General features: G+C 64.4%; 19 protein-coding genes. 13 read left to right on the top strand and 6 right to left on the bottom strand.

Translation table 11 applies throughout. The features are described 5' to 3' along the window. Positions 1-11: 11 nt before the first annotated feature. Positions 12-1,037: a LacI family transcriptional regulator gene (locus tag EUU22_RS02505; protein WP_129330528.1), complete on the bottom strand. Its 1,026-nt coding sequence runs from the start codon at positions 1,035-1,037 to the stop codon at positions 12-14. A 324-nt stretch (positions 1,038-1,361) separates the two neighbouring features. Between EUU22_RS02505 and EUU22_RS02500 the strand changes: the two genes are divergently transcribed. The 10 genes from EUU22_RS02500 to EUU22_RS02455 all read left to right on the top strand — a co-directional run bounded on the left by EUU22_RS02500 (position 1,362) and on the right by EUU22_RS02455 (position 11,968). Beyond that, the gene (locus EUU22_RS02500; protein WP_129330527.1) at positions 1,362-2,606 is read left to right on the top strand and encodes an ABC transporter substrate-binding protein; all 1,245 of its coding nucleotides are present in this window, start codon (positions 1,362-1,364) and stop codon (positions 2,604-2,606) included. A gap of 97 nt (positions 2,607-2,703) precedes the next feature. Next, positions 2,704-3,597: a carbohydrate ABC transporter permease gene (locus EUU22_RS02495; protein ID WP_129330526.1), complete on the top strand. Its 894-nt coding sequence runs from the start codon at positions 2,704-2,706 to the stop codon at positions 3,595-3,597. Further along, positions 3,597-4,475 carry a carbohydrate ABC transporter permease gene (locus EUU22_RS02490; protein ID WP_129330525.1) on the top strand — a complete coding sequence of 293 codons (879 nt, stop codon included), beginning with the start codon at positions 3,597-3,599 and terminating at the stop codon, positions 4,473-4,475. The genes EUU22_RS02495 and EUU22_RS02490 overlap by 1 nt, the downstream gene beginning before the upstream one ends. A 4-nt stretch (positions 4,476-4,479) precedes the next feature. Further along, positions 4,480-5,592 carry an ABC transporter ATP-binding protein gene (locus tag EUU22_RS02485; protein ID WP_129330524.1) on the top strand — a complete coding sequence of 371 codons (1,113 nt, stop codon included), beginning with the start codon at positions 4,480-4,482 and terminating at the stop codon, positions 5,590-5,592. Then, complete coding sequence (locus tag EUU22_RS02480; protein ID WP_129330523.1) at positions 5,589-7,112, top strand: FAD-dependent oxidoreductase; 1,524 nt, start codon at positions 5,589-5,591, stop codon at positions 7,110-7,112. Before EUU22_RS02485 ends, EUU22_RS02480 begins: the two co-directional genes overlap by 4 nt. Continuing rightward, positions 7,109-7,867, top strand: coding sequence for a 3-ketoacyl-ACP reductase (locus tag EUU22_RS02475; protein ID WP_129330522.1), 759 nt, complete (start codon positions 7,109-7,111; stop codon positions 7,865-7,867). The genes EUU22_RS02480 and EUU22_RS02475 overlap by 4 nt, the downstream gene beginning before the upstream one ends. A gap of 9 nt (positions 7,868-7,876) precedes the next feature. Then, complete coding sequence (locus tag EUU22_RS02470; RefSeq protein ID WP_129330521.1) at positions 7,877-9,463, top strand: GMC family oxidoreductase; 1,587 nt, start codon at positions 7,877-7,879, stop codon at positions 9,461-9,463. A gap of 1 nt (position 9,464) precedes the next feature. Then, entirely contained in the window at positions 9,465-9,779 is a 315-nt protein-coding gene (locus EUU22_RS02465; RefSeq protein ID WP_129330520.1) for a Dabb family protein, read from the top strand. Between the two features lie 5 nt (positions 9,780-9,784). After that, positions 9,785-10,954, top strand: coding sequence for a dihydrodipicolinate synthase family protein (locus EUU22_RS02460; RefSeq protein WP_165351055.1), 1,170 nt, complete (start codon positions 9,785-9,787; stop codon positions 10,952-10,954). Between the two features lie 6 nt (positions 10,955-10,960). Continuing rightward, positions 10,961-11,968 (top strand): LacI family DNA-binding transcriptional regulator, encoded by a 1,008-nt coding sequence (locus tag EUU22_RS02455; protein ID WP_129330518.1) that lies wholly within the window; start codon positions 10,961-10,963, stop codon positions 11,966-11,968. Positions 11,969-11,980: 12 nt separating this feature from the next. On the opposite strand, the gene EUU22_RS02450 is transcribed toward EUU22_RS02455, so the two are convergent. The 4 genes from EUU22_RS02450 to EUU22_RS02435 form a co-directional block, all read right to left on the bottom strand. Beyond that, complete coding sequence (locus tag EUU22_RS02450; RefSeq protein ID WP_129330517.1) at positions 11,981-12,424, bottom strand: SRPBCC family protein; 444 nt, start codon at positions 12,422-12,424, stop codon at positions 11,981-11,983. An 86-nt stretch (positions 12,425-12,510) separates the two neighbouring features. Then, entirely contained in the window at positions 12,511-13,101 is a 591-nt protein-coding gene (locus EUU22_RS02445) for a dihydrofolate reductase family protein (protein WP_129330516.1), read from the bottom strand. Between the two features lie 81 nt (positions 13,102-13,182). Beyond that, entirely contained in the window at positions 13,183-13,605 is a 423-nt protein-coding gene (locus EUU22_RS02440) for a DoxX family protein (protein ID WP_129330515.1), read from the bottom strand. 43 nt (positions 13,606-13,648) lie between these two features. After that, a complete protein-coding gene (locus EUU22_RS02435) occupies positions 13,649-14,788 on the bottom strand; it encodes a DJ-1/PfpI family protein (RefSeq protein ID WP_129330514.1) in 1,140 nt (379 codons plus the stop codon). Positions 14,789-14,915: 127 nt separating this feature from the next. Between EUU22_RS02435 and EUU22_RS02430 the strand changes: the two genes are divergently transcribed. Together EUU22_RS02430 and EUU22_RS02425 are read left to right on the top strand one after the other, a co-directional pair. Beyond that, positions 14,916-15,887 (top strand): GlxA family transcriptional regulator, encoded by a 972-nt coding sequence (locus EUU22_RS02430; RefSeq protein ID WP_129330513.1) that lies wholly within the window; start codon positions 14,916-14,918, stop codon positions 15,885-15,887. Between the two features lie 341 nt (positions 15,888-16,228). Then, a complete protein-coding gene (locus EUU22_RS02425) occupies positions 16,229-17,491 on the top strand; it encodes a glycerate kinase type-2 family protein (protein ID WP_129330512.1) in 1,263 nt (420 codons plus the stop codon). Between the two features lie 9 nt (positions 17,492-17,500). Here EUU22_RS02425 and EUU22_RS02420 read toward each other — a convergent pair whose 3' ends face one another. Then, a complete protein-coding gene (locus EUU22_RS02420) occupies positions 17,501-18,490 on the bottom strand; it encodes a helix-turn-helix transcriptional regulator (RefSeq protein WP_129330511.1) in 990 nt (329 codons plus the stop codon). 183 nt (positions 18,491-18,673) lie between these two features. Here EUU22_RS02420 and EUU22_RS02415 point away from each other — a divergent pair, with 183 nt between their 5' ends. Next, positions 18,674-20,809 (top strand): TonB-dependent siderophore receptor, encoded by a 2,136-nt coding sequence (locus EUU22_RS02415; protein ID WP_165351054.1) that lies wholly within the window; start codon positions 18,674-18,676, stop codon positions 20,807-20,809. Positions 20,810-20,821: the final 12 nt, after the last annotated feature.

Raw genomic sequence — 20,821 nt, 5'->3', positions numbered from 1 at the left:
GAGCCCCGCCGTCAGCTGAGGATCACCTGCAGCTTTTCGACATCCGTGCCGCCGATCCGCTTCAGCAGCAGGCGCCCGAGATGTTCGCCCGCGGCGGTGAGGTCCTCGTAGATCGCATCGACGCCCGGCTGGATGTCGGAGAGGAGCCGCGAGGTCTGCTTGGCGACGATGTCGTATTCACGTCCGAGCGTCCAGCCGCCGTCGGAAAGCCCGGTGATCGCCGCCATGGCGGAGACTTCGCCGGGACAGATCAGGGCGTCGGGGGGATCGGGCCGCTGCAGCCGCGTCCGGAAATAGTCGCGGACCATGCCGGCGGTGGAATCGAGCGTGATACCCTCGGCGAGCTCGTAGGCGATACCCGCCTCGCGCACCGCGGTCATGAAGCCGTGCAACATGTGCTGGCTGAAGGTGAGATTCTTCGGCGGAAGGATGATCGTCAGTTTGTGGCGGCCCTTGGCGATCAGGCGGCGGGCGGCCTCGTAGGCGAAGGCGTAGTTGTCGTAATCGACGAACGGATGCGCGGTGGTGAATTCCGTCCTGCCGTGGCTGACGAAGGGAAAGTCCTTCTCGATCAGGAACCTGACACGCGGATCGAGAACCTCGGTCCGGGTGAAGATGATGCCGTCGGCGAGATTGTTGCGCACGATATGCTCGACGGCTTCGACATTCGAGGTGTCGAGAAAGTTGGGCATCACGATCAGGTGGTAGGGCGTGCCCTTCAGCGCCTTGGTAACGCCGTAAAGCAAGGAAGTTCCGAAACCGAGGATTTCCTCATGCTGGTCGAGGAGGACGCCTATGACGTTCGTCTTGCCGGTCTTCAGGCGCTGCGCGGCACGGTCCGGCATGTAGCCCAGGCGGTCGGCGATCTCGCGCACCCGTTCTCGCGTCGTGCCGCTGATCAGCGGATCGTCGGCGAGCGCCCTCGACACGGTGGTGACGGCAAGGTTTGCCTCTTCGGCGATCGTCTTCAGCGTGGCTTTGCCGGCCGCAGCCCTGCGGGTCTGGCTTTTGGCGCTCTCAGTCTTGATCTTGGGCACTCTGACAATTCTTCGCACGATGAAAGACGAGGGAGCGTAACCTCCGGAAGCCTCGTCGGCAAGAATTGGCGAGCGAAATTTAAAACGATTTCATTTTCGGTTGTGGACGACGGCGCCGTAGAGGGTGTTACTGCTTCGGGAGTAGACGAAGCCTCGGGGAGCGGACATGAAGACGTGAAAGGGTTCTTGACTCTATCGAATTTGTAACGTTTCAAATTGTTGCGCACCGACCGGTGCCGGAATATTCCCGGTGTCACGAGCAGGGCTCGACGGCGCCGGGACCGCGGGAGGGAGACCCGCCAACTTGCCAAAGAGGAGGATCGAATGAGCAAGTTTCTGACGACGACCGCAATTGCACTGACGATGATGGCCGGTGTCGCCCGCGCCACCGATGTGGAGGTGTTGCACTGGTGGACTTCGGGTGGCGAAGCGGCCGCCCTCAACGTCCTGAAGGAAGATCTGAACTCCAAGGGCATCGGCTGGGTCGACATGCCGGTGGCCGGCGGCGGCGGTGAGGCGGCGATGACCGCCCTTCGTGCCCGCGTCACGGCCGGCGATCCGCCGACGGCCGTGCAGATGCTCGGCTTCGACATTCTCGACTGGGCCGAACAGGGTGCGCTCGGCAATCTCGACGAGGTAGCGAGCGCCGAAGGCTGGGACAAGGTCGTCCCGGAAGCCCTGCAGAAATTCTCGAAGTATGACGGGCACTGGATCGCGGCCCCGGTCAACGTCCATTCGACCAACTGGGTCTGGATCAACAAGGCAGCACTCGACGCTGCCGGCGGCAAGGCTCCGGAAAGCTGGGACGAACTGGTCGCCGTGCTCGACAAGATGAAGGCAAATGGCATCACCCCGCTCGCCCATGGCGGACAGCCCTGGCAGGATGCGACGATCTTCGACGGTGTCGTGCTCTCGAAGGGTACCGACTTCTACAAGAAGGCCTTCGTCGATCTCGATGAGGGAACTCTCGGCGGCGCGGACATGGCGGATGCCTTCGACCGGCTGATGAAGCTCAGGACCTATGTGGACGACAACTTCTCGGGCCGCGACTGGAACCTCGCCTCCGCCATGGTGATCGACGGCAAGGCCGGCATGCAGATGATGGGCGACTGGGCCAAGGGCGAATTCCTGAAGGCCGGCAAGAAGCCGGGTGCGGATTTTGTCTGCATTCGTTTCCCCGGGACGCAGGGGTCGGTCACCTTCAACTCCGACCAGTTCGCCATGTTCAACGTCTCGGGTGACGACAAGGTCAAGGCCCAGATGGCGATGGCTTCCTCGATCGAGAGCCCGAAATTCCAGTCGGCCTTCAACGTCGTCAAGGGTTCGGTGCCGGCCCGCACCGACGTACCGGATGCTGATTTCGACGATTGCGGCAAGAAGGGCATGAAGGATCTGGCGGAGGCGAGCGCCGGCGGCACCCTGTTCGGCTCGATGGCCCACGGCCATGCGGCGCCGGCCGCGGTCAAGAACGCTGTCTACGACGTCGTCACCAAGGCCTTCAACGGTGGCTACAAGGACGGTGCGGAAGCGGCAAAGGCGCTCGCCGACGCGGTTGCGGCGACCAAGTAACCGCAGATGCCGGGCGGCTGCTGCCGCCGCCCGGTCATTCGCCGGCGACGCAGAGAGGGCTCGCCCGGCATGATCGACAGGGACAGGGAGGAGACCCATGACAAGCTCAACGCGGGCCGATATGCGCACGCGCCTACAGGACTGGCTGCCGAAGGTGGTGCTCGCACCCTCCCTCGCGGTGACGCTGGTCTTCGTTTACGGCTTCATCCTGTTCACCATCTTCCTCTCCTTCACCGGATCGAAGATGCTGCCGCTCTATACCTTCGTGGGTCTCAGCAACTACACGCGGCTCTGGGCGCTCGAAAACTGGCACATCGCGATCGTCAACATTGCGATCTTCGCGAGCCTCTACATCGTCATCTGCACGGTGCTCGGCCTCGGTCTTGCAATCTTCCTCGACCAGAAGATCCGCGGCGAGGGGTTCCTGCGTCCGATCTACCTCTACCCGATGGCGCTCTCCTTCATCGTCACCGGCACGGCATGGAAATGGTTTCTCGATCCCGGCATCGGGCTCGAGCGGATCATGCGGCTCTGGGGCTGGGAGAGCTTCACCTTCACCTGGATCAAGGACAATGACATGGCGATCTACACGATCGTGATCGCGGCGGTCTGGCAGACCAGCGGCTTCGTCATGGCCATGTTCCTCGCCGGGCTTCGCGGGATCGACAACGAAATCCTGAAGGCCGCCCAGATCGACGGCGCCTCCAGTCTGCAGCTCTATCGCCGCATCGTGATCCCGCTCCTGAGGCCCGCCTTCCTTTCGGCCTTCGTCATCCTCAGCCATCTGGCGATCAAGTCTTACGACCTCGTGATCGCGCTGACCGGCGGCGGTCCCGGCCGGGCGACCGAAATGCCCGCGACCTTCATGTATTCCTACACGTTCACCCGCAACCAGATGGGCGTCGGTGCGGCCTCCGCGGTCATCATGCTGATGACGATTGCCGCGATCATGGTCCCCTATCTCTATGCCGAGCTGAAGGAGAAGCACTGATGTCTGCCGTCAGCCAGGACACTGCGGTCAGGACCGGCCGCGTCGCCCGTACCTTCATCTACCTCGTGCTGCTTCTCTTTGCGCTCTTCTACCTGTTGCCGCTCTATGTCATGGGCATCAACTCGCTGAAGCCGCTCCCGGAGATCACCGGCGGCAACATGATGGCGCTGCCTCGGACCTGGACGCTGGAGGCCTGGAAATCCGCCTGGTCGACCGCGCAGATCGGCGTCTCTCCGACCGGCCTCAAGCCCTATTTCCTGAATTCCATCCTGATGGTGGTCCCCGCCGTCGCGATCTCCACCATCGTCGGTGCGGTGAACGGCTACGTGCTCACCAAGTGGCGCTTCAGATACGACACGATCATCTTCGGGCTGATGCTGTTTTCCTGCTTTATCCCGTTCCAGATCGTGCTGATTCCGATGGCGCTCGTGCTCGGCAAGCTGGGGCTCGCCGGCTCGGTGCCGGGCCTCATTCTCGTCCATGTGGTCTACGGCATCGGGTTCACGACGCTCTACTACCGCAACTACTACGCCACCTTCCCGACGGAACTCGTCAAGGCGGCCCAGATCGACGGCGCGGGCTTCTTCCGTATCTTCTGGCGCATCCTGCTTCCGGTTTCCGGGCCGATCACCGTGGTTTCCGTGATCTGGCAGTTCACCAACATCTGGAACGACTTCCTGTTCGGCGTTTCCTTCGGCGGCACCAGCCAGCCGATGACGGCGGCGCTCAACAATTTGGTGCAGTCGTCGACCGGCGTGAAGGAATACAACGTCCACTTCGCCGGTGCGATCCTCGCCGCTCTCCCCACCCTCTTCGTCTACATCGTCGCCGGCCGCTATTTCGTGCGCGGGCTGATGGCGGGCTCAGTCAAAGGATAAGAACATGGGCTTTCTCGACATCAAGAACGTCACCAAGTCCTACGGACAGCTCGAGGTGCTCCATCGCGTCGACATCTCCGTCGAAGAAGGCGAATTCCTCGTGCTGGTCGGACCGTCCGGCTGCGGCAAGTCCACGCTTCTCGGCATGATCGCCGGCCTCGAGAACATCTCCTCGGGCGAGATCGCCATCAGGGGCCGGGTGGTCAACGGCGTGCATCCTTCGAAGCGCAACATCGCGATGGTGTTCCAGTCCTACGCGCTCTATCCCAACATGACGGTAGGCCAGAACATCACCTTCGGGCTGGAAATGCACGGCGTGCCGAAGCCCGAGCGGGAGAAGGCGCTCACCGAGGTCGCCAGGCTCCTGCAGATCGACCATCTGGTTGACCGCAAGCCGGGCCAGCTCTCCGGCGGGCAGAGGCAGCGCGTCGCCATGGGACGTGCGCTGGTGCGCGACCCCGACGTCTTCCTGTTCGACGAGCCGCTTTCCAACCTCGACGCCAAGCTGCGCGTCGACATGCGTACCGAGATCAAGAAGCTGCACGAGAAGCTGAAGACGACGATTGTCTACGTCACCCACGACCAGATCGAGGCGATGACGCTTTCGACCCGGATCGCGGTGATGAACAAGGGCTATATCCAGCAGCTCGGAACGCCGAAGGAGATCTACGACACGCCGGCCAACGTCTTCGTCGCGACCTTCATGGGCAGCCCGGCGATGAACGTGATGCCGGCCCGCGTCGTCGTCCGTGACGGCGTGCCCCACGCAGCCGTGAGGGACGGTGAGGGCGGCGAACAGCTCCTGCGCTTCAGCCAGCAGAACCTCGTCTCCTGGGACGGCAGGGAAATCCTTCTCGGCATCCGGCCGGAAGCAATTACCGATCCGGAGGGGGCAGACCGCAAGTCGAAGAATATCGTCGGGCTCAAAAACCGGGTCGTCGTCACCGAGCCGGCCGGCTCCGACACCTTCGTCACCATGACGCTCGGGGCCAAGGACGTGATTGGCCGCATGCGCGCCGATACCGACGTCCATGCCGGCCAGGTCTTCGACTTCGCCGTCAACATGGAAAAGGCCGTCGCCTTCGATCCGAAGACGGAAGAACGCATCCGGCCATGAACGCTCGCAACACCATCCCCGACATCGCCCCGGATATCGTCATCGTCGGCTCGGGCATGGGCGGCGCGACACTTGCCGCCGCCCTGGCGCCGAGCGGCCGGCGGATCCTCATCATCGAGAAGGGGGAACGGCTGACGCCGTCTGCGGCCGATCGCGACCCGGAGGAAATCTTCGCGAGGGCGCGGTTCCGGCCGAAGGAAGAGTGGCTGGACGGGGAGGGGCGTCCCTTCAATCCGGGCAACTACTATTACGTTGGCGGCAATTCCAAGTTCTACGGCGCCGTTCTCATCCGATATCGTCGCGAGGATTTCTCGCCCCTGCGCCACATGGGTGGAACGACGCCGGGCTGGCCGATCGGCTACGACGAACTCGAACCCTTCTACCAGCAGGCGGAGACGATCTTTCAGGTGCGGGGCACGCTCGGTGAGGATCCGACGGAACCTACACATTCCGGCGGCTACGCCTATCCGCCGGTTCCCGACGAACCGGTGATTGCCGACCTTCGCCGGCGGCTCGGCCGGGTCGGCCTGCATCCGGCCTCGCTGCCGCTCGGGGTCGACATCGAGCGCTGGCTTGCCGGCGGGCGCACGACCTGGGATGCCTTCCCCGACACCTGCGGTGGCAAGATGGACGCCGAGACGGCCTGCCTCTCGGCGGCGTTGCAGCACCCGAACGTCACGCTTCTGACAGGTTGCGAGGCAAGACGCCTGCTCGCGTCCGAAGACGGCCGCATCACCGGCGTCGAGGTCGAGACGCGCGGCGAACGCAGGGTGATTACGGCGCCGCTCGTGGTTCTTTCGGCCGGCGCGGTCCGCTCGGCGGCGCTGCTGCTGGCATCCGCCGACAGCCGCCATCCGAACGGGCTTGCGAACTCTTCCGATCAGGTCGGGCGCAACTTCATGAACCATAATTGCTCGGCGGTGCTGGCGCTCAATCCCCTCCGCCGCAACCCCTCGGTCTACCAGAAGACGCTGCTGGTCAACGATTTCTATCTCACGGGAGGCCCGCAGGGCGAGCCGCTCGGCAACATCCAGTTGCTCGGCAAGATCACCGGTCCGATCCTTACCGCGAGTTCGCCCCTGCCACGGCCGCTCGCACACTGGATCGCCGGCCGGTCGATCGATCTCTATGCGATGTCGGAGGATCTGCCCAATCCCGAAAGCCGGGTGAGCCTGAGGGACGGGCAAATCGTGCTCGACTGGAAGCGCTCGAACTGGGAGGCGCATCTGGCGCTCGTCGCCCGGCTCAAGGCGCTGCTGCGAAAGGCCGGCTATCCGGTGGTGCTGTCGCGCGCCTTCGACCGGCGCACGCCGTCCCACCAGTGCGGCACGGCGCGGATGGGGATAAACCCGCGCAACAGCGTCGTCGACAGCTACGGTCGCAGCCACGATCACAGGAACCTCTTCGTCGTTGATGCCTCGATCCTGCCGACCTCGGCCGCCGTCAATCCGGCGCTCACCATCGCCGCCCTTGCGCTGAGGGCTGCAAGGCACATCACCGAAACGGAGTTCCACCAGTGACACGGCTCGCACTCATCACCGGCGGACAGCAGGGCATCGGCTTCGGCATTGCCGAGGCCCTGGTCGGCGTCGGCTTTCGCGTGGCCCTCGTCGCCCGCTCGAAGACCGACACGCCCGAGGTCGGTGCCGCGCTCGAGAAGCTCGGGGCCAGGGCGCGCTATTTCCGGCACGACCTGCAGGAGATCGACAGGGTCGGCACCGTGCTCGACGCGATCGAAAGCGAGATGGGGCCGGTGACGACGCTCGTCTCGAATGCCGGTGTGCCGGCGAAGGTGCGCGGCGACATGCTCAATCTCTCCCCGGAGAGCTTCGATTTCGTTCTCGGCGTCAATCTGCGCGGCGCCTTCTTCTTCGCCCAGGAAGTGGCCCGCCGCATGGTCGACAGGCCCTCCGACGTTTACCGGTCGCTGATCTTCGTCACCTCGGTCAGTGCCACCATGGCGTCGATCGAGCGGGCCGAATACTGCATCTCGAAGGCCGGCGCGGCGATGATGGCGGAACTCTTCGCCGTTCGCCTGGCGCCGCACGGCATCGGCGTGTTCGAGCTTCGGCCCGGCATCATCGCAACCGAGATGACCGCCGGCGTGAAGGACAAGTACACCGCCCGGATCGAAGGGGGCCTTGTGCCGGCGCAGCGCTGGGGACAGCCCGAGGATATCGGCCGGGTGGTGGTTCCGATGGCCGAGGGAAACCTCGCCTTCGCCAGCGGTGCCGTCGTTCCCGTCGACGGCGGCCTCTCGATCCCGCGCCTGTAGGAGCATCGCATGAAGACGTCCTATGATTTCATCGTCGTCGGGGGAGGCTCGGCCGGTTCGGTGCTCGCGGCGCGGCTCTCGGAGAACCCGGACACGCGCGTCCTCTTGCTTGAGGCCGGCGGGCGTGACTGGCATCCCTTCTATCACCTGCCCGCAGGCTTTGCCAAAATGACCAAGGGCATCGGCAGCTGGGGCTGGCAGACGGTGCCGCAGCGGCACATGAAGGACATGGTGATCCGCTATACGCAGGCGAAGGTGCTCGGCGGCGGGTCGACCATCAACGCCCAGATCTACACCCGCGGCAATGCGCTCGACTATGACGGCTGGCGGCAGGCGGGTTGCGAGGGGTGGGCCTACGAGGACGTGCTTCCCTATTTCCGCAAGGCCGAGGACAACGACACCTACGACAACCGCTATCACGGCAAGGGCGGGCCATTGGGCGTGAGCAAACCGGCGGCGCCGTTGCCGATCTGCGAGGCCTATTTCAAGGCAGCCGGCGAACTCGGCATTCCCTTCAACCCCGACATGACCGGGGAAAAGCAGGACGGCGTCGGCTACTATCAACTCACCCAGCGAAACGTCCGCCGTTCGTCCGCATCGATCGCCTACCTCAATCCGGCGCGCGGCCGCAAGAACCTGACGATCCGGACCGGCGCACAGGTTCTGAAGATTGTCGTCGAGAGGGGGCGTGCCGTCGGTGTAGAACTCGCAGGCGAGGGCGTCGTTCGCGCCGAGCGCGAACTCATCCTCTCCTCCGGTGCGATCGGCAGTCCGCGGCTGCTGATGCTGTCCGGAATCGGGCCGGCGGATCACCTCAAATCCGCGGGCGTAGCCGTCGTCTTCGACCAGCCCGGCGTCGGGTCCAATCTCCAGGATCACCTCGATCTCTTCGTAATCGCCGAATGCACCGGGCCGCACACATACGACCGTTACGCCAAGCCGCATCTCTCGGTGCTGGCCGGGCTTCAGTATATCCTTTCGAAGACCGGGCCGGTGGCGTCCAGCCTCTTCGAGACCGGCGGTTTCTGGTATGCCGATCCCGAGGCACGATCGCCGGACATTCAATTCCATCTCGGCCTCGGCTCCGGCATCGAGGCGGGGGTGGCGGCGATGGAGAACGGCGGAGTCACGCTCAACTCCGCCTATCTGCGGCCGCGCTCCCGCGGGACGGTGCGGCTTGCCTCGGCCGATCCGCTCGCTGCACCGCTCATCGATCCGAACTATTGGGAAGACCCTTACGACCGCGAGATGTCGATCCGCGGCCTGAAGCTCGCGCGCGAAATCATGCGGCAGGACGCCCTGAAGCCTTTCGTCAAGGCGGAGCGGCTGCCGGGCCCGGGGGTTTCGACCGACGAGGATTATTTCAACTACGCCTGCGCCCACGCCAAGACCGACCATCATCCGGCGGGCACCTGCCGCATGGGCTCCGATCCTGCCGCCGTCGTCGATCCGCGCCTCAGGTTCAACGGCATCGAGGGCCTGCGTGTCGTCGACGCCTCGATCATGCCGACAGTCGTCTCTTCGAACACCAACGCGCCGACGATCATGATCGCCGAGAAGGCCGCCGACATGATCCGCGCCGACCATGGAGCGTAAGATGATCCGCCATATCGTGCTCGTGCGGTTCCGCGCGGATGTCGACGAACCAACGATCGACGCCCTCTTCGAGGAGCTTCACGCCATCGAAGGCAAGATTGACGGCCTGCTCTCCATCACCTCCGGACGCAGCGAAAGCCCGGAGAAGATCGAGCGGGGTTACATGCACGGCTTTGTCGCCGATTTTGCCGACTGGCAGGCGCTCGAAGCCTATCAGGCCCATCCCGATCATCAGCGCTTCGGCGCCCGGCTGGTTGCCCATGCGGAGGGCGGTCTCGACGGGATTCTCGTCTTCGACCTGCCGGTTCAAAACTGAAGGACATCGCCATGATACGTTTGCCCACCGAGGATTGCCGGATAGAGGACTACACGCTCACCGGCACGCCGCTCACGCCACGCGCGCCTTCCCGCCCGTTGACTCGCACCGCCTTCGCCGCGGCGCATGTCGTGTCGGACCCGCTTCGCGAGCGCAATCCATGGGACACGAGGCCCGCGGTCGATTGGGAGGCGACGCTCGCCTTTCGTCAGGGGCTCTGGAACCAGGGGCTCGGCCTTGCCGAGGCGATGGATACCGCCCAGCGCGGCATGGGCGTTGACTGGCAGACGGCGCGCGAACTGATCGAGCGCACCATGGCCTCGGCACGCTCGCATCCCATGAAGCCGCGGGTCGCCTGCGGCGCGGGCACTGATCACGCGGCGCCACAGGATCTGCGCGACGCGGGCGCGATCCTCGCAGCCTACGAACATCAGTCGGAGGCAATCGAAGCCGTCGGGGGACAGCTGATCCTGATGGCCTCGCGCGCCTTCCCGGCAATGGGGGCCGGACCGGAGGTCTACCGCTCGGTCTATCGCGAGCTGATCGACGGGGCGGCGAAACCCGTCATTCTGCACTGGCTGGGCGACATGTTCGACCCGGCGCTCAAGGGATACTGGGGCAGCGAGGATGTCGCGGTTGCGAGCGATTTCGTCCTGGCGCTGATCGCCGAAAACCCGGCCAAGGTCGACGGCATCAAGATCTCCTTGCTCGACCAGGCGCACGAGGAGGCCTTCCGCGCCCGCCTGCCCGAGGGTGTGCGGCTCTATACCGGCGACGACTTCAACTATGCCGACCTGATTGCCGGCGACGGCAAGCATTACTCCCATGCGCTGCTCGGCATTTTTGCGGCGATCGCGCCGGCGGCCTCGCAGGCCCTCGATGCGCTGGCCGGTGGCGATCTTCAAACCTACCATCGCCTGCTCGCGCCGACCGTGCCTCTGAGCCGCGAGATCTTTCGCGCGCCGACGCGCTTCTACAAGGCCGGCATCGCCTTCCTCGCCTGGCTCAACGGCTACCAGAAGCACTTCGTCATGCCGGCCGGCTTCCAGTCGAGCCGCGACATTGTCCACTACAGCGCGGTCTTCCGGTTGGCTGATCAGGCAAACCTGCTTGCCGACCCCGAGCTTGCCGTGAGAAGGATGCGTCTCCTGCTGGAAATCAACGGAGTCGAATGAGCGGCAATGGAGCGTAGGCCGACAATCGTGGATGTGGCGCGCGTTGCGGGCGTGTCGAAGTCGACCGTCAGCCTCGTGCTGCAGAACAGCCCGCTGGTCAAGGAGGAAACGCGCCTCGCGGTGCGCGAGGCCATGGACCGGATCGGCTATGTCTATAATCGCGCCGCCGCCAACCTGCGCACCTCGAATGTCGGCCTGATCGGTGTCGTCATCAACGATCTCCGCAACCCCTTCTTCACCGAGTTCGCGACCTCGCTGCAGATGGCGCTATCGGCCCGCGGTTATGCAACCGTGCTCGCCAATACGGACGAGGACCCGCGCATCCAGGCGCAGGTGGTCGCGGCGATGATCGAGCACGGCGTGTCGGCTCTCGTCGTCTCGCCGGCCTATGACGACGACGCCTCGACCTTCGAGGCGATCGCGCGGGCGGGTATCCCGACCATGCAGGTGCTGCGCAAGGTCAATCCGCAGGTCGACCGCTTTCCGTTCGCAGCGCCGGACTACCGGAACGGAAGCCTGCTCGCGACGCGGCACCTGCTCGGCTTTGCTCCGCACCAAATCGCCTTCGTCGGCGGTCTTTCCGACCGGACGGTGACACAGGAGCGCATGGCCGGCTATTTGCAGGCGCTGGATGAAGCCGGCATGGAACCCTTCGTCGTCTCGGGACGCGCGAGCCGCGCCTTCGGGCGCGAGGCCGCCGGCACGCTGACGCGCGACCACCCGGAAGTCGACGCGGCGATCTGCTTCAACGACCTCGTCGCGCTCGGCATGCTGTCGGGCTTCGCCCAGATCGGCAGGGACGTCGGGCGTTCGTTTCGTATCGTCGGCTTCGACGATATCGAGGAAGCCAGCCAGGTTTACCCGACGCTGTCGACTGTCCGTTGCGGGATCGCCGATTTCGGCCGGCAGATCGCCGAAACGGTCCTCGCATGGCTGGAGGAGAACCGTGCCCCTCAGCCGGAGCGCCTGACCGCAGTCGAGCTCGTCATCCGCGAAACCAGCGGAAGGGAATGACGCCCTTTCGGTCTACTGGTTGATTTCGGGCTCGACGAGTTTGGCGAGCTTGCGCAGGCATTCCTGCCAGCCGAGATAGCAGGCTTCGGGCGGGATCAGATCCGGAATGCCCCGTTGCTCGATACGCATTTCCGTTCCGACGGAAACGCCCCTGAAGACGATGGTGGTGGTCATCTCGCCCGGCAGGTTGGGATCGTCGAAGCTGTCCGTATAGACGAGACGTTCGCTGGGCACGACCTCCTTGTAGGTGCCGCCGAAGGAATGGCTGCCGCCGGTCGTGAAATTGCGGAACGACATCCGATGCTTGCCACCTTCCCTCGCGTCGAGTTCATGGACGGTGCAGGTGAAACCGTTGGGCGGGAGCCAGCTTGCCACTGCATCGGGTTCGACGAAGGCCCTGAAGACCTTCTCTGGCGAGGCGGTGAGCACTCGGTGCAGATTGATGGTGGCAGGCATGATCGTTTCCTTTCTGGTCAAACGGATGGAGACGGTTCGGGCTCGCGAGCGCGCGGCCGGCGAGCGAGTGCATTTGGGGCTGCGCTTCAGGCTCGCAGCGGGCCGACCGGGCGATAGGTGTTGATCAGCACGCCCGAGGAGGCGGGTTTCGAGCTGACGAGCGCAAGCGAGCGCGGGTCCGCCCCGGCAGGGGCGATGCGCTTGCCGCGGCCGAGCAGGATCGGAAAGACGAACAACAGGACTTCGTCGACCAGGTCGTTCTCGAGCAGCACGGACGGCAGCGTCGAGCTCCCCCAGAGGATCAGGTCCGGGCCGTCTCTCGTCTTGGCTCGCCGAACGCCCTCGGCGATATCCGCACCGAGATCCTCGACCGGTCCCCATGTGAGGCTGTCCGGCCTGTGGGTCGCGACGTACTTGGTCGCAGCGTTCAGGCCGTCTGCCAATGGTCCTGTCTGCTTCGGCCAAAAGGGGGCCCAGATGTCATAGGTCCGGCGTCCGAGAAGCAGATCGAAGGGCCGCCCGTGGAGGGCGGAAATGGTTTCCCTGACTTCCGGAGAGGAATAGAGCATCGCCCATCCGCCATGCTCGAAATCGCCATCCCGGTCTTCGTCGGGTCCACCGGGGGCCTGAACGACCCCGTCGATCGATATCTGTTCGAGGATTCTCAGCTTTCTCATGGACTTCCCTCCCTTGCTTTTCGCCTTGGTTGCTTGAGGGCGAGTTTCTCGGGGGCGTTTGCGAACGGCAAAGCCCGTCGATCAGGAATGCCGGAGGCGAAGACGCCTGCCGTCGAGACGCCAGCCCAGAACGAGCCGCGTCCCTGGGCCGTGAACGGCGGCAACCAGCAGGCCGGCGATGAACGTGAAGTGGTTGACGAAGAAGCCGAACTCCATCGGATTGCCGTCCCAACGCGACGGCCCATGAAAGGCAAACGTCAGGAACAGCACGTAGATCACCGCCAGCGTGGCGGCTTCGGAATAGAAAGCGCCGGTGAAGAAGGCCAGCGCGAGCCCCAGTTCGAAGAATGCAGCCACCCATGCGAAGACGAGCGGGAGCGGAAAACTGATCGAGGCGATATAGCCTGCCGTTGCGCCCATGTCGGCGAACTTCATGAAGGCCGCGAGGAGGAAGGCGCCGCCGAAGAGCAGGCGCGCGACGAGAATTGCGATTGTCTTTGTCATCTCATCCGATCCCTCTGTTGTTTGCAGGAATGCGTTGTAGACGTCAGTGTGGTCGTGGATATTCGAGCTGCATCGCCACCACGTCGGTAGTGGGTTCGCCATAGCGCGTCGCGATGGCCTCCAGCGTCCGGTCCAGCACGACGGCAGGCCGCTGGTCGGGGAAGGTCGTGACGGAACGCCCGTCCGGCCAATTGGTCATCGCACGGTCCGGCACGATGCGAATGCCGTTGGTCGTCACCACCGCCTGCGCCGAGGCCGCGAAGGTGGCGACCGTCGACCGATACGTCCGGGACCAGGCATCTGCCACGAGCGCAAGCGAAACTTCGTCCATGCCGGGCATGAGTTGGATGCCGAGCTCTTCGCTCTTCCAGAAGGCCATCCGGTTCGCCAGCACCGTTTTCGCGAAGGGACGTGTAACCTTGAAAGCGTCGCTTGCGTGTCGCAGGTCCCACTGGCCAAGCGCAAGATCCCTGGCCACCGTATCCGCCTTCGGCCGTCCGGCAATCGCTTCGATCAGCGTCAGTGTCATCGGCATCGAGGCACTGATCCCGGTCGTCGTCGTGATATTTCCATCCGTGACCACGCGACGGTTCGCAACGTATTTCGTCGTCGGGCTGCGTTTCAGCATCTCCGGCAGGTAGTACCAATGGGTGGTGGCACGCTTGCCGTCGAGCAGTCCGGCGGCGGCGACCACTTTGGCGCCGGCGCAGACGCCGATGATTTTGGCGCCCTTTTCTGACTGACTCCTGATCCACGTAATCGCCGTGGGATCGTCGTCGCGGCTCATCGCCGGCACGATGACGTAGTCGGCACCCTCGGGATGCGCGGCATCGAATTCGGCAATGGTCGCCTCCGGCTCGACCTTGAGTGCCGGATAGAGCTGCACCGGACCGGGGCCGGTCGCCAGCAGGACGACATCGGCGACGTCGGCTCGCCGCAATATGCCCGCCGGCATGAGATAGTCGGTCGTCTCGGTAGCGTCGTTGATGCCGATCACCGCGATGAGCGGGCGCTCGCGCCCGGTTGGCCTCAGCGATGCGACCACGGCGTCGGTTTCCGCCTGCGGCACAGGGGGAGCCTTCGCCGCTGTCGCAGAAGGCAGGCTGAACAACCATCCACCGAAACCCGCTGCGGCCAGAACGACAAGAATAACCCCGCCCCAAAGCAAGATGGTTCTAGACATGGCGGTCTGCTCCAACACCAGAATGCACTGCCTCGATGCCGCCGGCAAGCTTGATGCTTCGATGACCTCCGAACGGTAGCAAGGAACGCCTGTGGCAGAAATGACAAAAGAATGCTAATTTCCGCCAATGCATCATGTGGCTTTCATCGTGTACCCGGGCTTTGAATTGCTCGACGTCTCCGGACCGGCCTCGGCCTTGAACAGCGCCAATCGCGCGCTGGGACAGCAGGGCAGGCCGGAGTTGTACAAGGTCGTCCCGGTCTCGGTCGCGGGCGGTCCGGTCGAAAGCAGCAGCGGCATCGGCATGGAAACGATCGCGATCGGGAGGCTTCAGCCCGGGGATGTCCAGACGGTTCTCATCGCGGGCGCGGAGCGCGACCCGCTTCTCGAGGCTATGAGAGATCCCGTTCTGAGAGCGGCCATTCCCGATCTCGTCGGACGCGCCGAGCGTTTCGGTTCGGTTTGCACCGGGGGCTTCGTGCTGGCAGCTCTCGGGCTCCTCGATGGTCGCAGGGTTGCAACCCATTGGGACTCTTGCAAGCCGTTCGCCGAAGTCTTTCCGGAGGTGATCGTTGATGCCGATGCGCTCTATGTGGTCGATGGCCACCTCTGGACCTCGGCCGGGGTCACCACCGGCATCGACATGGCGCTGGCGATGATCGCGCACGATCTCGATGCGACGATTGCCGGGGAGGTGGCAAAACGGCTGGTCCTCTACGCCCGCCGTCCCGGCTACCAGTCCCAGTTCAGTCCGGTGCTGCAGGCGCAGGTCAAGGGCGACAGCCCCTTTTCCGACCTGATCGGATGGATCCAGGCAAATCTCGCCGAGTCGCTGGACGTCCCTTCGCTCGCCGCACGCGCCGGCCTCACGGAGCGCACCTTCCATCGCAAGTTTGTGGCCACGACCGGCGAGACGCCCGCTCGCTTCGTCGAGACCGCGCGGCTCGACGCGGCGCGCATGTTGCTGTCGCGCGGGCTTTCGCTGAAATCGGTAGCGGTGCAGGTCGGCCTCTTTCCGACCGCGCGTCTGACGGAGGCCTTCGAGCGGCGTTTCGGCATTGCGCCGCGGCTTTTTCGCGACATGCACGAAGAGCTGTAGGCCGCGGCCCGTGTGGCCATTGCGACGACCCAAATGACAGAAGGTGCCGGGTTCCTGCCAACGGCCATCGCGCTTCGGCAGTCGCCGTAACTGAACCTCTGCCGCCGGTGTTCGCGGGCGATAGGATTGGCGGCGAATGCACAGCATTCGGGAATGGTCGCAGGTCGCCCGGGCCGTTCTCCTCACACTTCGCTTCGCTGGCACTCATGCGCCAGGGCTCCAGCAGTCTGAAACTGTGATTTCTGTCCAGCCGCGGGCCGATAGCACTTGTACGTATGCTTATTTTCATGGAGAAATTCAGACGCTTAACATGGACACGAACATCGGGTGGGACTGAGTGCATGACCAATGATCCGGACCGCTTCCTGCGGCAGCTTTTCGACAGAGCGGTCGAGGTCGCAGACCCTATGCGCTCGCTCAAGGCCTTCCTGCCGCCGAAACCCGAAGGGCGGGTGATCGTCGTCGGCGCCGGCAAGGCGAGCGCGCGAATGGCGGAGGCCGTCGAGGCGGAATGGGGCCCGTGCGAGGGTCTCGTCATCACGCGTTACGGTTATGCGCGGCCCTGCCGGGGGATCGAGATCGTCGAGGCCGCCCATCCGGTGCCGGACGAAGCGGGGCTCGTGGCGACCCGCCGCATGCTGGATTTGCTGGCGACGGCAAAGGAGGGTGATTTTGTTCTGGCGCTGATTTCCGGCGGGGCGTCGGCGCTTCTGGTGCAGCCAGTCGAGGGGGTCTCGCTTGCCGACAAGCAGGCGGTCAACGCGGCGCTTCTTGCCTCCGGCGCGCCGATCGACCGGATGAACACGGTGCGCAAGCACCTGAGCCGGGTAAAGGGTGGCCAGCTCGCCGCCACCGCCTATCCCGCGCGAATGCTGGCGCTGATGATCTCCGACGTGCCCGGCGACGATCCGGCGTTCATCGGCTCGGGTCCGACGGTCGGAGAACGCTCGACCCGTGAGGACGCGCTCGACGTCCTGCGACGATGGAAGATCGAGGTTCCGGCGAGCGTGCGGGAGGCCCTCGATCGTCCGAGCGGCGTCATTGCGCCGGGCGACCCGAGGCTCTCAAGGGTGGAGAACATCATCTACGCGGCGCCGCGGCAGTCGCTGAATGCGGCGGCGGCGCTCGCCGAGCAGGCCGGCTGTGCCGTCCACATGCTGGGTGACAGCCTCGAAGGCGAGGCGCGCGCGGTGGCGGCCGCCCAGGCTGAACAGGCTCTTGCTATAAAGGCGAAGATGAAGCCCGGGGACACCCCGGCACTGTTGCTTTCCGGCGGCGAACTCACCGTGACGCGGCGAGGCAAGGGTGTCGGCGGCCCGAATGCCGAATTCTGCCTGGCGCTGGCACTGGCGCTGAAAGGCGCCGAGGACATTCACGCGATCGCCTGCGATACCGATGGCGTCGACGGCGCGGCGGAGGTGGCGGGCGCCGTCATCGGTCCCGATACGCTTGGCCGCGCACAGTCTCTCGGTCTCGATCCTGAAAAGGCGCTGGCGGAGAACGACGCTCACAGCTTCTTCGGGGCGATCGACCGCCAGGTGGTGACCGGGCCGACGCTGACCAATGTGAACGATTTCCGCGCGATCCTGATCCGCGGCGACTGATACGCGGTCCTAGCCGCGCACGGCCTTCGGCGGGACGCCGAATTGACGCCTGAAGGCAGTCGAGAAATTCGCCGGGCTTGAATAGCCGGCAAGATGGGCCGCGCGGGCGATCTGCATGCCGTTGTTCTCGATGGCGTGCCGCGCCTGCCTGAGCTTCGCCGTGCGCACGAAGCTGGCCGTCCCGGTGCCGCGTCCGAGCCGGACGAGGCGGTGCAACGTGTTGACGCTGACCGACAGATGCGTCGCGATTTCGTCGGCGGCCGGCATGCGGCCCGTGCAGTCGCAAATATAGTCCTCCGCTTCTGCGAGCTTCCCTTCTTCCGATGCTCTCAGCGCCGCGGCCGGCGTTCCGGCGCCTGCATTGCCGCCGGCGATGAGCTTGAAGCACTCGTGAATGACGGCGAGGGTCTGGGCTTCAAGGAAGAGATGGCGGAGGCACGCCTCTTCCTCGGGGGGTGACATGATCCGGTTCGCCAGCTTCAGGAGGGCGGGTGTCGGTTGCCATGACAAGAGCTCGAACTCGGACCGGGCAAAGCGCTCGATCGCGCCGGCGGTGCCGTCGGCGAACATGTCGCCGGCCGCCAGCCATTCCGGTTCGATCCTGATCTTCAGCTTGCGGATGTGATTGCCGGCACTGGTGTGATTGCGGAAGCGTTCCTCCTGGCGATTGGCGAGCATGCAGGCTGCCGGGATCCAGCGCGAGGAGGACGGGATCTGCTGCGGGGAGGGCAAGCGCCGGTTGCCGATCTCGGCATCGACCTTTCCCTCGAAGAAGAACTTGATCGACATGTGGGGCCTTATCTCGGTTTCGGCGGTCAAGTCGCAAAGACTGACGACGTCCGAGACGTGCACGCTCAGCCCCCGTCGGAGTTCGATGTCGCAGAACCGGCCGCGCATCATTGAGGAATCGCTTCCGGGGTCGTTCTCGACCAGCGAGACCGTCCTGTTCTGCTGCTGCAGGCGATCGATGAAGTCACCGGTCCGGATGATGTCGCCCATGGCGCCCTCTAGGAAGGATGGGTTTCGAATTCGCAAAAGAAATTTCGCGGTGCGCAAAAGACCTCGGCATTGGTCCAAGCAGGACCTTGCTATATAGAAAACATGAGTAAAGCAATCATATTAATTTGACGTTGCGGGGGCCTTGTGAAAGTTCGGGTTTTGCGTTGGGGGTACAGGGGATCGGTGAGCCTGCTGGCGGTTCTGGGTGCGTTTGCCGCAGCGGCTCAGGACTCGACCGTTCTCGAAGAGATCGTGATCACCCAGCAGGGCGATCTGGCCGACAGGACAGGCGACACCTTCGTCGCCAAGAGTGCGCGCAGTGCGACGAAGACGGGGACGCCGCTCATCAAGACGCCTCAGGCGGTCTCCGTGGTGACGAAGACGCAGTTCGAGCAACAGGGTGCTGTGACCGCGGCGCAGGCGCTGCGCTACACGCCGGGCGTCACGCCGGACATTCGCAGCAACGACCGCTACGACATCGTCCCCGTGCGAGGCATGGGCATGGCCAACTACCAGAATTTCATCGGCTATCTCGACGGCCTGCGCATGCAGCGCGGCCTTTCCTTCTCCCAGCCGACCGTCGAGCTCTTCGACGTCGAGCGCATCGACGTCGTGCGGGGCCCATCCTCGGTGCTCTACGGGCAGATGGCCCCGGGTGGCTTCGTCAACCTCGTCTCGAAGCACCCGACGGAGGAACCTTACCACGAGGCCGGGATGACGGTCGGGACGGACCGATATGTCAAGGGAACACTCGACCTCGGCGGTCCCATCGCGGGCAGCGATATCCTCTTTTACCGGCTGGCGACCTCCGGCCGCTACAACGAGACCAATCTCGACGACGTGACCTCGAAGCGGTTCTCGGTGTCTCCCTCTCTGCTGATCAGGCCGGAGGAAGGCACCAGCCTCACTTTTCTGTTCAACTATACCGACGATCCGGCCAGCGCCTATCCGGCCGGCCTGCCGGCGGCCGGCACCGCCTATGCGAACGGCAGCTATCCGGACATTCCCTACGACTTCAACGTCGGCGATCCGGATTTCGACAGCTTCGAGCGCCGCACGACCCGCCTCGGCTACGAGTTCGAGCATGAACTCAACGACTACCTGACCTTCCGGCAGAACCTGCGTTACATGCATGTCGAGAGCGAGCATATCGGTCTCAGCGGGCGTTCGATGACCGGGACGACGATCACCCGGCTCGCCTCGCATCTTCAGGAAGAGGTCGATGCCTTCGTCGTCGACAATCAGTTCCAGGCCGATTTCGACACCGGACCGCTGGCCCACACGCTGCTTTTCGGCCTCGACTATCAATATGCCGACGCCGACCGCCTGATGGGGACGGGGCCGGCGCCGTCGATCGACTACCTCAATCCGGTCTATGGCACCGCAATCACCGTGCCGGCCTTCACCTCCGACACCCGGCAGCTGACGAGCCAGACCGGCCTCTACGCGCAGGACCAGATCGAGTTCGGCAAGCTCAACGTGACGCTCGGCGGACGCTACGACAGCTACGACATAGAGACCGACACGACCACGCTCGCCACCGATGTCACCACCTCGACGGAGCAGGACGACCACGCCTTCACCGGCAGGGTCGGAGCGGCCTATCTCTTCGATTCCGGCATCGCACCCTATGTGAGCTACGCAACCTCGTTCGAGCCGCCGACCGGGCTCGGCTACAGCGCGGCCGGCGGCGTTGCCCTCGATCCCGTGGAGGGCCAGCAGATCGAAGCTGGTATCAAATACCAGCCGGAAGGCTCGGACAGCTACCTTGCGGCCTCGGTCTACCACCTTGTCCAGTCCAACATGACGACCTCGGATGCCGCCCATCCCGGCTATTACCTGCAGGTCGCAGAGGTGACGACGACAGGCGTTGAACTCGAAGCCAAGCTGGCCTTCGACGCCGGCTGGGATGTCACCGCAGCCTATACCCACATGGACGCCGAGATGACCGAGAACGCGACCGCGGCCTATGTCGGCAACCGGCCCTATGCCGTGCCGGAGGATGCTGCCTCGCTATGGGTCCATTACAGCGTCCAGGACGGAGCGTTCGAAGGTCTCGGGCTCGGCGCGGGCGTGCGTTATGTTGGATCGACCTACGGCGACGAGGCCAACAGCTTCAAGGTCTCGGCCTTCACGCTGTTCGACGCGGCGCTCGACTACGATTTCGGCCGCCACAATCCCGATCTTGCCGGGCTGAGCCTGAACGTGAGCGCAAGCAACATCTTCAACAAGGAATACGTGTCGAGCTGCAGTTCGACCACCGCCTGCTTCTACGGCAGCACCCGCACCGTCTACGCCACGCTGAAATACAAGTGGTGAGCGGCGAGCAAG

This window comes from Ciceribacter ferrooxidans, assembly GCF_004137355.1.
GTDB classification, from domain to species: Bacteria; Pseudomonadota; Alphaproteobacteria; order Rhizobiales; family Rhizobiaceae; genus Allorhizobium; species Allorhizobium ferrooxidans.
This window is presented reverse-complemented; position numbering and strand designations above follow the sequence as displayed.

What these genes read in the sequence shown, in the direction of transcription:
- EUU22_RS02500 (WP_129330527.1), top strand. Translation starts at nt 1,362, where the DNA reads ATGAGCAAGTTTCTGACGACGACCGCAATTGCACTGACGATGATGGCC.
- EUU22_RS02495 (WP_129330526.1), top strand. Translation starts at nt 2,704, where the DNA reads ATGACAAGCTCAACGCGGGCCGATATGCGCACGCGCCTACAGGACTGG.
- EUU22_RS02490 (WP_129330525.1), top strand. Translation starts at nt 3,597, where the DNA reads ATGTCTGCCGTCAGCCAGGACACTGCGGTCAGGACCGGCCGCGTCGCC.
- EUU22_RS02485 (WP_129330524.1), top strand. Translation starts at nt 4,480, where the DNA reads ATGGGCTTTCTCGACATCAAGAACGTCACCAAGTCCTACGGACAGCTC.
- EUU22_RS02480 (WP_129330523.1), top strand. Translation starts at nt 5,589, where the DNA reads ATGAACGCTCGCAACACCATCCCCGACATCGCCCCGGATATCGTCATC.
- EUU22_RS02470 (WP_129330521.1), top strand. Translation starts at nt 7,877, where the DNA reads ATGAAGACGTCCTATGATTTCATCGTCGTCGGGGGAGGCTCGGCCGGT.
- EUU22_RS02465 (WP_129330520.1), top strand. Translation starts at nt 9,465, where the DNA reads ATGATCCGCCATATCGTGCTCGTGCGGTTCCGCGCGGATGTCGACGAA.
- EUU22_RS02455 (WP_129330518.1), top strand. Translation starts at nt 10,961, where the DNA reads ATGGAGCGTAGGCCGACAATCGTGGATGTGGCGCGCGTTGCGGGCGTG.
- EUU22_RS02450 (WP_129330517.1), bottom strand. Translation starts at nt 12,424, where the DNA reads ATGCCTGCCACCATCAATCTGCACCGAGTGCTCACCGCCTCGCCAGAG.
- EUU22_RS02445 (WP_129330516.1), bottom strand. Translation starts at nt 13,101, where the DNA reads ATGAGAAAGCTGAGAATCCTCGAACAGATATCGATCGACGGGGTCGTT.
- EUU22_RS02440 (WP_129330515.1), bottom strand. Translation starts at nt 13,605, where the DNA reads ATGACAAAGACAATCGCAATTCTCGTCGCGCGCCTGCTCTTCGGCGGC.
- EUU22_RS02435 (WP_129330514.1), bottom strand. Translation starts at nt 14,788, where the DNA reads ATGTCTAGAACCATCTTGCTTTGGGGCGGGGTTATTCTTGTCGTTCTG.
- EUU22_RS02430 (WP_129330513.1), top strand. Translation starts at nt 14,916, where the DNA reads ATGCATCATGTGGCTTTCATCGTGTACCCGGGCTTTGAATTGCTCGAC.
- EUU22_RS02425 (WP_129330512.1), top strand. Translation starts at nt 16,229, where the DNA reads ATGACCAATGATCCGGACCGCTTCCTGCGGCAGCTTTTCGACAGAGCG.
- EUU22_RS02420 (WP_129330511.1), bottom strand. Translation starts at nt 18,490, where the DNA reads ATGGGCGACATCATCCGGACCGGTGACTTCATCGATCGCCTGCAGCAG.